Source organism: Streptomyces tyrfis (assembly GCF_037034285.1).
In the GTDB taxonomy this organism is placed as follows: domain Bacteria; phylum Actinomycetota; class Actinomycetes; order Streptomycetales; family Streptomycetaceae; genus Streptomyces.
In genome coordinates this window covers 17550-28510 of record NZ_JBAGJZ010000039.1, presented here as the reverse complement: position 1 = coordinate 28510, position 10961 = coordinate 17550, and the positions used below count along the sequence as shown (strand labels likewise).

11 protein-coding genes are annotated in these 10961 nt (G+C 70.6%); 3 read left to right on the top strand and 8 right to left on the bottom strand.

Features of this window, described 5'->3' with window-relative positions:
* Positions 1 to 71: 71 nt before the first annotated feature.
* The 8 genes from WA762_RS25965 to WA762_RS25930 form a co-directional block, all read right to left on the bottom strand.
* The gene (locus WA762_RS25965; RefSeq protein ID WP_335938812.1) at positions 72 to 224 is read right to left on the bottom strand and encodes a hypothetical protein; all 153 of its coding nucleotides are present in this window, start codon (positions 222 to 224) and stop codon (positions 72 to 74) included.
* A complete protein-coding gene (locus tag WA762_RS25960) occupies positions 221 to 787 on the bottom strand; it encodes a hypothetical protein (protein ID WP_335938811.1) in 567 nt (188 codons plus the stop codon). Before WA762_RS25960 ends, WA762_RS25965 begins: the two co-directional genes overlap by 4 nt.
* Entirely contained in the window at positions 784 to 3033 is a 2250-nt protein-coding gene (locus WA762_RS25955; RefSeq protein WP_335938810.1) for a DUF6571 family protein, read from the bottom strand. The genes WA762_RS25960 and WA762_RS25955 overlap by 4 nt, the downstream gene beginning before the upstream one ends.
* A 12-nt stretch (positions 3034 to 3045) precedes the next feature.
* Positions 3046 to 3543 carry a hypothetical protein gene (locus WA762_RS25950; protein WP_335938809.1) on the bottom strand — a complete coding sequence of 166 codons (498 nt, stop codon included), beginning with the start codon at positions 3541 to 3543 and terminating at the stop codon, positions 3046 to 3048.
* A 382-nt stretch (positions 3544 to 3925) separates the two neighbouring features.
* Entirely contained in the window at positions 3926 to 4330 is a 405-nt protein-coding gene (gene msrB, locus WA762_RS25945) for a peptide-methionine (R)-S-oxide reductase MsrB (RefSeq protein ID WP_335938808.1), read from the bottom strand.
* 9 nt (positions 4331 to 4339) lie between these two features.
* Entirely contained in the window at positions 4340 to 5734 is a 1395-nt protein-coding gene (gene murC, locus WA762_RS25940; RefSeq protein WP_335938807.1) for a UDP-N-acetylmuramate--L-alanine ligase, read from the bottom strand.
* Positions 5735 to 6113: 379 nt separating this feature from the next.
* Entirely contained in the window at positions 6114 to 6566 is a 453-nt protein-coding gene (locus WA762_RS25935; protein ID WP_335938855.1) for an indole-3-glycerol phosphate synthase, read from the bottom strand.
* A gap of 157 nt (positions 6567 to 6723) precedes the next feature.
* On the bottom strand, positions 6724 to 7512 hold the full coding sequence (locus WA762_RS25930) for a pyrimidine reductase family protein (protein WP_335938806.1): 789 nt from the start codon (positions 7510 to 7512) through the stop codon (positions 6724 to 6726).
* A gap of 37 nt (positions 7513 to 7549) precedes the next feature.
* Here WA762_RS25930 and zapE point away from each other — a divergent pair, with 37 nt between their 5' ends.
* The 3 genes from zapE to WA762_RS25915 all read left to right on the top strand — a co-directional run bounded on the left by zapE (position 7550) and on the right by WA762_RS25915 (position 10879).
* Positions 7550 to 8647, top strand: a complete 1098-nt coding sequence (gene zapE / locus WA762_RS25925; protein ID WP_335938805.1) for a cell division protein ZapE — start codon at positions 7550 to 7552, stop codon at positions 8645 to 8647.
* Positions 8648 to 8780: 133 nt separating this feature from the next.
* Positions 8781 to 9206 (top strand): OsmC family protein, encoded by a 426-nt coding sequence (locus tag WA762_RS25920; RefSeq protein WP_335938804.1) that lies wholly within the window; start codon positions 8781 to 8783, stop codon positions 9204 to 9206.
* Between the two features lie 239 nt (positions 9207 to 9445).
* On the top strand, positions 9446 to 10879 hold the full coding sequence (locus WA762_RS25915; protein WP_335938803.1) for an alkaline phosphatase PhoX: 1434 nt from the start codon (positions 9446 to 9448) through the stop codon (positions 10877 to 10879).
* Positions 10880 to 10961 lie beyond the last annotated feature (82 nt).

The window sequence follows — 10961 nt, the reverse complement described above, 5'->3', positions numbered from 1 at the left end:
TCCGCCCGTTTGTCCTTGTCGTCCTCGCCGTGTCCAAACCCCTCCACGACCAGCTTGCCGCCCTTGCGGTCCTAGAGCAGGCCCGCCGTCTCCCCCGTGAGCATTCCCAGGCACAGGTTCTTCGCCCGGAGGTCCTTCAGCGGACCGGGCCACAACCGGCGGACGGTCATGACGACCGCCGCGACCACGAGCACGGCCGGAAGCACCAGGTATTTTCTGTTCATGAACATCCTTGTGCGCGGGCGAGGTTCGCAGCACTCTCACGTACCACCGCGACGCTGTTGCGGACCGCCGTGTCGCGGTCGACGGTGCCGTGCTTTCCCGCCTGCGAAGGCGCGCTCAGCGTCACGGTTATGTACGGCGCGGTCGACCCCATGCGGCGGGCACACCCTGCCGGCAACTGGGCCACCGCCTCCGTGGCGGTCGCCCAACCTGTCGCTCCGCCGCCGAGGGGCACGGAACCCTTCCGCGCCCCCGCCACACTCCGGGTGTCCTCGATGATCAGCGAGTAGATCCCACGCGTGGTGCCGCCGCCCGGGTTGGCGCGCGACACCAGGCACATCTTGAACACGGCCAGGTCGCCCTCACCCTTCTTGTCCTTCTCGTAGGCACTGACCTCGCCCCCCTTGCCGTCGTCGATCAGTTCGGCCGTCGCCTCGCTCAGCGACCCGAAGCACAGGCTCCGCGCGGGCCGCCCTTCCTCGTCCTGGAGCCACAGCGCCAGCGCCAAGGAGACTGCTGCGACAGCGATCAGCGCGGCGGGCAGGAGGAGCCATTTCTTGTTCACTGCCGCTCGCCCATCTTCAGGTCAGAGTCCTTGATGCCGTGCTGGTACCACTCCTCCGCCAGGCGCTGGAGGTTGTCCTCGAACTCGCCCGGACTCGCGTCCAGTTCTTTTGTTTCGAGCCCCCTGCGCCGCGCCATTCTCTCCAGAAGGTCGTCCATCTCCCTCTGGCCGTTGTCGAAGTGGTCGACCAAGGACTCCCGGGTCTTCTTATCGACCTCGGCGTTGGCGCCCTCCAGATACTCGGCGGTTCCGACATCGACTATGCGCTGAATGGCATCGCCGACAACCGGGATCGGAGTAACAGGCGCTCCAAGGATGTGGTACCTCATCATCTTGTCCCAGTTGTTGCGGTCCTTCTCCGACTGCCCCATGTCGTAGAGCACGTCTCCACGCACGCCGTCCAGGTGACCAAGCACCGAGGAGGACTGCTTGACCCAAGCGTGGAGTTCCGGATCGCTCTTGCGATAGGACTCCGCGGGAAACTGCTCCAGGCGCTCAGCAATCAGCGTGGCCTGGGACCGGTGGATCACGCCGAACGCCTCACCGTCCTCGGACGTGGCCCGGATGACGCGCACCAGGTCACCACGATCGACATCGAGGTCACTGTACGAGGTCGGGCCGTTGAGGCTCTTGCCCAAGATCTGATGCACGTCAGCTGAATAGTCGCCGATCATGTAACCCATCGACGTGCGCAAGGCGGCCGGCATGTTGTCCTGGACGCCCTTCGTCTGGCCACCGAAATAGTCAAGCGCCTTCTCGAAGATCGCCGACTGGCTGCCATCGTGGTGGGCGGGAGCCTGGGCGAGCGGGCCTCCCGGTTCTCGGCCAGTGGCAGCTGCCTCCAGGGCCGCACCGAATTCGGCGCGGGCCGAGGTGGCTCGGCTCTCAACTGGTATCTCATTCTCGACGTCGGAGCCGGGCCAGTGCCGATCCTCCATGAAGTACTTGAGGTTATCCGTGGTGTGCGGATCGAAGTAGTGGGTGGCGGCGGCAGGATTTTGGCCCATCGCGTTCAGCAGTCCCTTCATCGGGTCCTCCTGAGTGCCTTGCCAGTTCTTCATCACGCCGTCATACGCGTCCTTGTGGTGCGTCTCCCATTCGCGGATGGAGTCTCCGACCTTGGTCAGGAAGGCTTCGCTGTAGACCGGGTCGCCCTCGTCCTTCGCGAACCGGCTGCTCTTGGGGTCCTCCGGGTCGAACGCCTTGTCGCCTACGTCGACGGCCATCAACTGAGTGAGATCATTCCAGCCCTCGACACCGCCCTTGAGTGCCCCGGGGTGTCGGTCGGGCAGGCCGTTGCCGTCGCGAGCCAAGGCGATGAGCCTGTCGCTCCAGGCCGAGGTGATGCCGCCAGGCGAACCAATCGGAGACTCGGGGCCGGTAGCGGTGGCGAGGGTGGCGGATAGACCCCGGTAGAGGCGGGCTTCGGCAGCGGACACCCTGCCGTCGCTGCCGCCGCCCTCCAGGCTGGCGGCGAGCTTCAGGAGCGCCTCCTGACTCTCCTGGTCCTCACCGCCACGGTAATTGAGGTTCTGCATGAGCTCTGCGGCGAACACCGGTGAGTCCTGCCCCTGTTCGACGAGTTTGAGCAGCCGCTCGCGCTCCCTGTCGTCGAGAACATCCCATCGGCCATAGAGCCTGGCGGCCTCACGGCCGTTCTCCTTCTGCCGCTTCTCCTCGGCACGCATCTTCTTCGCGTCCGCGACACCGCTGAGGCTGGCACTGCCGAAGTCGTTGGGATGGTACTGGATCAGCGCGCGCAGGCCCCAGGCGCAGAGCTCGTCGGCTTCGTTGGCACGCTTCAGGATGCCTTCGAGCTTGCCGCGCAGCGCGTCGAACTGCGCTTCGGTGGCGATGGGATCGGTGTTGTCGGCGGACCGGCGGTCGGGGTGGACGCGGTGGCTGAGGACGCCGTCGGGGTAGATGGTGATGCCCGGCGGCGGGTTCTCGTAGGCGTCCTTGAGGTCGCTCTGGGCGGCCTTGAGGAGGGCGTGGGCGTCCTTGAGGAGGTCGCGCACGGACGTGGCCTCGATGACGGCGTCGCTGAACTCCTTGGCCGTCTTGGTGACGAACTCCTTGGTGACGGTGGCGTTCTCACCCTTCCAGGTGGACTTGTCGGCCTTGGTCTTCATGGCCTTCGCATCGGTCTGAAGCGCCGTCAGCTTCGTGATCATCTCGGTCCACTGGGTGACCGCGGTGTCGAGCGGGCCGAGCCGGGCGTTGAGGAGCTGCTCGAAGGTGGGCATGGCGGCGGCTCCTTACCGGAAGTACTTGTCGATCTGGGAGGCGGGCACGGACGCGTCGGCCCCGGGGGCGACGGGCCCCATGATGCGCAGCTGCGCTCCGATCCACTCGTCTTCGGCCTTGTTCGAGGACTTCGTGTAGTCGAGGTGGTTGGAGATGTGCGCGCACGCCTGGAGGAGGGTCTTCACCTGCGTCTCCCAGGTCTTGTTCACCTCGGAGAGCGCCGCGCCGCTGTCGAAGCCGTCGCTCTTCAGGCTCGATCCGGCGGCCTCACTCGCCGCGTTGGCGTGCTTGCCGCCCGATTCGAGGCCGTTGAAGAGCCCGTAGGCGGCATGACCGATGTCCCCCAACTCGTCGTCCACGACGACGTAGTCCGCCGACCCCTTCCCCGACGCCGACCCCCCGCCGCCACCGCCGCCGCTGCCCGCCTGGTTCAGCCTCATGGCGACAGCGGCCTTCTCCGCCCGCCACTCGTCCTCGAACGACACCGTCTGATAACCCCCGTGGTACATGATCAAAAGACTGCTTCACGCCACGCTATCGAACGAACAAGCCATGTACCATCGACCGCTTGCCACGGGTGCGAACCCCGCACATGGCACCCCGCACGTGGAAGCCCGGACATGGAAGCCGAGAACACGGCCGGGGCACCCGGGAATGCCGGACGCCGCCCGGGAGCGACGGGGGACTTCGCGACCCGGGCCGAATGTGCCCGACGGGCCGCCACCACGACACCGGCCTGTACGCCCACGCCGGGCGTACAGGCCGGTGTCCGGGGCCGCGCCGGGCCCCGGACTCACGCGTCACACGTCATGCACCAAGCCTCACGCGTCACGCGTCACGCGTCACGCACCAAGCGTCAGGCGTCAGGCATCAGGCATCAGGCATCAGGCATCAGGCGTCAGGCGTCAGGCGCAGCGAGATCGAGTTGATGCAGTAGCGCTGGTCGGTCGGGGTCGGGTAGCCCTCCCCCTCGAAGACGTGGCCCAGATGCGATCCGCAGCGGGCGCAGCGGACCTCGGTGCGGACCATGCCGTGGCTGCGGTCCTCGATCAGCTCGACCGCGTCCGTGTCCTTGGGGTCGTAGAACGACGGCCAGCCGCAGTGCGACTCGAACTTGGTGTCCGAGCGGAACAGCTCCGCGCCGCACGCGCGGCAGGAGTAGACGCCCTCGGTCTTGGTGTCGGTGTACTCACCGACGAAGGCGGGTTCGGTGCCGGCCTGACGCAGGACCGCGTACTCGGCGGGGGTCAGCTCCGCCCGCCACTGCTCGTCCGGCTTCTCGATGTCGTACGACACGTCGCTCCCTCAGCTCGACAGGTGGTCCAGGATGCGCGGGCCGAGGTCCGTGACGTCGCCCGCCCCCATGGTGAGAACGAGGTCGCCGGGCTTCGCCATTCCCGCGACGACGCCGGGCACCGCGGCCTTGTCGTGGGCCGGGGTGACGTCGGCGCCCGCCGCCCGTGCCGCGTCGATGATCAGCTCGCTGGTGATGCCGGGGATCGGGTCCTCGCGGGCCGGGTAGATGTCCAGGACCACGGAGGCGTCGGCCAGGGCGAGGGCCTGTCCCATCTCCGTGCCCAGCTCCTGGGTGCGGGAGAAGAGGTGGGGCTGGAACACGACCAGCAGACGGGCGTCGGACGCGGCGCCGCGCATCGCTTCGAGGTCCGCGGTCATCTCCGTGGGGTGGTGCGCGTACGAGTCGATCACCTGCACGCCCGCGGCCTCGCCCTTGAGCTGGAGGCGGCGCTTGACCCCGGTGTACGCGCCGAGCGCGGAGGCGAGGTTGTGGGCCGGGAGGCCGAGCGCGACGCCGGCGGCGAGGGCCGCGACCGCGTTGAGCGCGTAGTGGCGGCCGGGCACGGAGACGGCGAAGGTGAGGAACTTCCCGTTCAGGAGGACCGTGACCTCGCTGGTCAGGCCGCGCGGGCTGATCTTGTGGACGCGTACGTCGGCGGACTCGGCCTCGCCGTAGGTGACGACGTTCAGCCCGGAGCGGCCTCGGACCCGCCCGGTCAGCTCGACGGCTCCGGGCTGGTCGGCGGAGATCACCAGGGTGCCGCCGGGGACGATCTTTCCGGCGAACGTCTCGAAGGACTCGTAGATCTCGTCCATGGAGGGGTAGTTCGCGTGGTGGTCCAGCTCGACGTTGAGGACGATCGCGACCTCGGGGTCGTACTTCTGGAAGCTGCGGTCGCTCTCGTCCGCCTCGGCCACGAAGATCTCGCCCTCGCCGTGCGCCGCGTTGGTGCCGGGGCCGGCGAGGTCGCCGCCGATGGCGTACGAGGGGTCGAGGCCCAGCTCGGTCAGGGCGACGGCCAGCATGGACGTGGTGGTCGTCTTGCCGTGCGTACCGGCCACGGCGATGGCGCGCAGGCCGCCCATGAGGGAGGCCAGCGCGTCGGCGCGGTGCACGACCGGGACGGACAGCTCGGCGGCGCGCACCAGCTCCGGGTTGTCGGGGCGGATGGCGCTGGAGACGACCACGCACGAGGCGTCGTCCGCCAGGTTCCCGGCGGCGTGCCCGATGTGGACGGTCGCACCCAGCGCCCGGAGCGCCTCGGCCGTGGCCGACTCCTTGGCGTCACTGCCCGCGACCTTCGCGCCGCGCTGGGTGAGGATCTTCGCGATGCCCGACATTCCGGCGCCGCCGATGCCGATGAAGTGCGGGCGTTCCATGGCGGCAGGGATACCGGGTGCCATGCGTGTGTCTCCCCAGGGGTCGGTCCGGGCCGCCCGGGCCGGCCGGTGCGGCCGGCCCGGGGGCGAGTGCCCGCCCAGCCTAAGCGGTGCGCCCGCGCAGGCGGTGCGCGACGGACCCATGCGCGACGCACCCGTGTACGGCGGGCCCAGGCGCGACGCACCCGTGTACGGCGGGCCCAGGCGCGACGCACCCGTGTACGGCGGGCCCAGGCGCGACGCACCCGTGTACGGCGGGCCCAGGCGCGACGCACCCGTGCGCGACGGACCCACGCGCGGGAGGCCCGCCCACGAGCGACCCCGGGCCGGTGCGCTATCCCGTGCGCCCCGGGCCGGCGCGCGGTCCCTGACCGGTGCGCGGCCCCGTGCGGGTGTGCGGGGCCTATTCGCTGTGCGCGAAGAGCTTGAGGACCGGCACGCCGACCTTGTGGCGGGCGCGCGAGGCCCAGTCGCGGTGGAAGAACTCCTCCACGTAGTGCGGCGCGGTCAGCACGATGACCTCGTCCGCCCCCGCCTCCTCGACCACGGACTTCAGCTCGTCCAGCGGATGGTCCTCGACCACCTGTCCGACCGCCTCGGATCCCGCCTGCCGCAGGGCCTCCAGCGACACTTCGAGTGCCAGTTCGGCGGGCTTCCTGGCGTTCTTGCCCTCGGGCTCCTCGCCCTCCCGGGCGGCCTCCTTCAGCTCGCCCATCGCCAGGTCGTCGATGGCGCGCAGGAGCACGTCGGCCTGGTCCCCACGCGGCTGTATGAGCACGACGAAGGAGGTCGGCTCGTCACCGTGCAAGGTGGTGACGAATTCGACGTCCTCGGAAGTGAGGGCCTTCTCGATCATCAAAACGCTCGTGAACACCACGGGTGCCCTTCTGCTTCAGTAACCGTCGCCGGTCTCTGCTGAAACCATCCTTCCCCGTGCTCCCACGGGGTCTGCGAGAGTAATTGTGCCCACCGGAAGCTAAACGGAACGATGAGTTCCGCCATGTGTCCGCCTCCTACGCCGCCGAGTGGGCCGTGTGCGGGCCCCGACGGTACCGGGTGAACAGAAACCCGGACTCCTCCAGGACCGACGCCAAGGCGAATCGTTCCGGCACGGCCATCGCCGGGCCGCCCGCGATCCGCTGGGCGTCCCCGGCGGTCAGCATCGGGGAGACGGTCAGGCAGAGCTCGTCCAGCACCCCGGCGGCCACGAACTGCCCCAGCAGCCTGGGCCCGCCCTCGGTCAGCTGGCGCCGGAGGCCCCGGTCCGCCAGCTCCCGTACGACCCTGGCGGGGTCCACCCGGGAGCCCTCCCCCGCGATCACCACCTCGGCTCCCGCGTCGCGCGCCGCCGTGATCCGGCCGGGCGGGGCCCCGGCGCCGGTGAGCACCAGCGTCGGGACCAGCGGCGAGACGAAGAGCGGCAGCGAGAAGTCCAGGTCCAGGCTGCCGCTCACCACCGCGATGGCCGGGGCGGGACCCTGTCCGGCGGCGGCCCGGCGGGCGGCGAACGCCTCACGGGCCCTGGCGGGCCGGTAACCCTCCTGACGTACCGTCTCCGCGCCCGCCACCACCACGTCGGCCAGGCCCCGCAGGGTGCCGAAGATCCGCATGTCGCTCGCGCAGGAGATCGGCTGCGAACGTCCGTCGTGCTGGGCGGCGCCGTCGAGCGTCGAGACCATGTTGGCGCGCAGCCAGGGACCGTCCGCTTCGGGGTAGGCATAGGCGTCGGCCAGGGCGTCCAGGCTCCACTCCCCCTCGTCGTCGGTCGATGTCAGGTCGGTCACAGGGAACAGGCGTCGCATGTCCGGCAGTCTTCCACGGCCCGTAGAGTGGGGGGTTGTGTCGTCCTCCACCGCAGCGCCGGGGCAGAGCCCCATAGCCGAAACGTCTCCGCTGTCCCTGTGCGCCCTTGAGCCGCACGTCCCCGCCGACCGCCTGGTCGCCGAGATGGTGCCGCCGCCGCGCTTCGACTCCGTACGTTTCGACACGTACGTGCCGGACCCGAGGCAGCCGAGCCAGCGCGAGGCCGTCGAGGTGCTGAGCGGCTTCGCCACCGGGCTCGGCGGGGCGCACGCCACCGGCTCCGGGAAGCGGACGCGGTGGCTGTTCGGCCGGAAGACGGCCGCGGCCGGCGCCCCTCTCGGGGTCTACCTCGACGGCGGCTACGGCGTCGGGAAGACCCATCTGCTGGCCTCCCTCTGGCACGCCACGCCCGCCGCGCCCGCGCTGAAGGCGTTCGGCACCTTCGTCGAGCTGACGAACCTGGTCGGCGCACTGGGCTTCCAGCAGACGGTGAAGACGCTGAGCGGACACCGGCTGCTGTGCATCGACGAGTTCGAACTGGACGACCCGGGTGACACCGTCCTGGTGTCGTCGCTGCTCAGCAGGCTGGTGGAGGAGGGGGTCGCGCTCGCGGCGACCTCCAACACGCTGCCGGGCAAGCTCGGTGAGGGCCGGTTCGCCGCCGCCGATTTCATGCGGGAGATCCAGGGCCTGTCCTCGCACTTCCGCCCGCTGCGGATCGACGGCGAGGACTACCGCCACCGCGGCCTGCCCGAGGCCCCGGCGCCGTTCTCCGCGGAGCAGGTCACCCGGGCCGCGTACGCGACCGAGGGCGCCAGCCTGGACGACTTCCCGTCGCTGCTCGCGCACCTCGCCCGGGTCCACCCGAGCCGCTACGGCGCGCTGACGGACGGGCTGCGGGCGGTCTGCCTCACCGAGGTCCAGGCGGTGCCGGACCAGGCCACCGCGCTGCGACTGGTCGTGCTCGCGGACCGGCTGTACGACCGTGAGGTGCCGGTGCTCGCCTCCGGGGCGCCGTTCGACAAGCTGTTCAGTGACGAGATGCTGAACGGCGGGTACCGGAAGAAGTACTTCCGGGCGATCTCCCGGCTCACGGCGCTGGCGCGCGACGCGAAGGGGCTGGTGACGCAGTAGGTTCGGGGGCGTGCTCCCCGTCACCGGGGCGTGCCGTACGGGCCGCCCGGCGGGCATCCCCCGTACGCACCGCACACCGTCCACCCGCCGCGCGCGGCTCCACCTCCGCGCGCGCCCTCCGAAGGGATCCGGCATGGCTACCACGCGTCAGGCGCACACGGTCTGGGAAGGCGACCTGCTCCAGGGCAAGGGCGTCGTCACCTTCGACTCCTCCGGCATCGGCGACTACGAGGTGTCGTGGCCGTCGCGCGCGGAGCGGCCGAACGGGAGGACCAGCCCCGAGGAGCTCATCGCGGCCGCGCACTCCAGCTGCTTCTCGATGGCGCTGTCCCACGGGCTGGCGCAGGCGGGCACCCCGCCGACCCGGCTGACCACCCAGGCCCAGGTCACCTTCCAGCCGGGCACCGGCATCACCGGCATCCACCTCGTCGTCCAGGGCCAGGTGCCGGGGCTGGACGAGGCGGGCTTCGTCAAGGCGGCCGAGGACGCCAAGGCCAACTGCCCGGTCAGCCAGGCGCTCACGGGGACGACGATCACGCTCTCGGCGTCGCTGGCCTGACCCGCACGGGCGGACGCGCGCGGGAACGTGACGCGCACGAGGCTCGGCGACCCGCGGCTTCCGTGACACGCACGAGGCTCGGCGACACCCGCACGAGTCCGGGACGCCCATGAGTCACGGCCCCCCGCACGAGTCCGGGACACGCCTGGGGCTCGGTGACCCGCATGGTTCCCGCGCGCGAACGCGCGTGGTACACACATGCGGGTCACTTCTCCTGTCCGCCAGCAGGGAGTCGCCCCATGTCTTCACCGGAGTCACGACAACTCGCCACCCGACGACAGGTCCTGGCCGGCAGCGGCGCGGCCGTCGCCTCGATCGCCTTCGCCGGGGCGTTCTCCGAACTCTTCACCGACGCCGCCGAAGCCCGGGGCCTCGGCGGCCGCCACCCGCACGACGGCCTCCGCCGACGCGGCGGCCACAGCGGACGCGACGGCTACGGGCCGCTGGTCCCCGACCCCGACGGTCTGCTCGACCTCCCCCGGGGCTTCCGCTACCGGGTGCTGTCCCGGGAGGGCGACCGGCTGCGCTCCGGCGAGGGCCGGGTCCCCGGTCATCACGACGGCATGGCCGCCTTCGCGGGCCGGCACGGTCACGTCGTGCTCGTGCGCAACCACGAGAACCGCGCCGACGCGGCGATCCCGGTCCCCATCGTGCCGGGGCTCGCCTACGACCCGATGGGCAAGGGCGGCTGCACGGCCCTGGAGCTGGACGGCCGCGGCGACGTGCTGGGCGAACGCGTCGCCATCGCCGGTACGGCGGTGAACTGCGCGGGCGGCCGCACCCCGTGGAACACCTGGCTGACCTGCGAGGAGACCGAGGACAGGGCCGGCGACAACGGCTATACCAAGGACCACGGCTTCGTCTTCGAGGTGGACGGCGCCGATCCGCGCCGCACCGGGGCGGTGCCGCTGACCGCGATGGGCCGCTTCCAGCACGAGGCGATCGCGATCGACCCGGGCACCGGGGTCGTGTACGAGACCGAGGACGCGTTCGACCGGCCCTTCGGGCTCTTCTACCGCTTCCTGCCGGAGAAACCGCTCGGCGGGACCGGGTCGTTGCGGGCCGGCGGCAGGCTGGAGGCCATGCGGGTGCCGGGCGTCCCCGACCTCTCCGCGGTCCAGGAGACCGGCGCGAGCTTCGAGGGCATCGAGTGGGCGCCGGTACCGGACCCGTCGGCCGCCGCCACCCCCATCCGGTTCCAGGACTTCGGCCCGAAGGGCATCACCCACGCCCAGAAGCTGGAGGGCTGCTACTGGAGCGGCTCCTCCGTCTGCTTCGTCTCCAGCTTCGCCCGCGGGTCACAGGGCTCGGCGGCCGACCACTACGGCCAGGTGTGGCGGTACGAACCGAAGCGCCGACGCCTCACCCTGGTCATCGTGTTCGGCCCCGGCACCGACGTCCAGCTCCCCGGCGAGTCGCCCGACAACATCTGCCTGGCCCCGGACGGCGGGCTGATGGTCTGCGAGGACGGCGACGGCGCCCAGCACGTGTTCGGCCTGACCCGCGGCGGCGAGGTGTACGCGATGGCGCGCGGCCGGCAGAACATCGGGACGGCGGAGAAACCGGAATGGGGCGAGTTCGCCGGGGTCACGTTCACCCCGGACGGCAGGACGATGTACGTCAACTGCTACACCCCGGGAACGACGTTCGCGGTAACGGGCCCCTGGCACTGAACCGCTGAGCACGGGCGGGGCGCGGCCGGGTGATTCCCACGCCCGGCTCCCGCCCCCGGCGACGCCATAGGCGATCCCCGAT

Excerpts from the sequence above, each read along its gene's own strand:
- WA762_RS25965 (WP_335938812.1), bottom strand. The coding sequence starts at position 224 with ATGAACAGAAAATACCTGGTGCTTCCGGCCGTGCTCGTGGTCGCGGCG.
- WA762_RS25955 (WP_335938810.1), bottom strand. The coding sequence starts at position 3,033 with ATGCCCACCTTCGAGCAGCTCCTCAACGCCCGGCTCGGCCCGCTCGAC.
- WA762_RS25950 (WP_335938809.1), bottom strand. The coding sequence starts at position 3,543 with ATGTACCACGGGGGTTATCAGACGGTGTCGTTCGAGGACGAGTGGCGG.
- murC (WP_335938807.1), bottom strand. The coding sequence starts at position 5,734 with ATGGCACCCGGTATCCCTGCCGCCATGGAACGCCCGCACTTCATCGGC.
- WA762_RS25935 (WP_335938855.1), bottom strand. The coding sequence starts at position 6,566 with ATGATCGAGAAGGCCCTCACTTCCGAGGACGTCGAATTCGTCACCACC.
- WA762_RS25930 (WP_335938806.1), bottom strand. The coding sequence starts at position 7,512 with ATGCGACGCCTGTTCCCTGTGACCGACCTGACATCGACCGACGACGAG.
- WA762_RS25920 (WP_335938804.1), top strand. The coding sequence starts at position 8,781 with ATGGCTACCACGCGTCAGGCGCACACGGTCTGGGAAGGCGACCTGCTC.
- WA762_RS25915 (WP_335938803.1), top strand. The coding sequence starts at position 9,446 with ATGTCTTCACCGGAGTCACGACAACTCGCCACCCGACGACAGGTCCTG.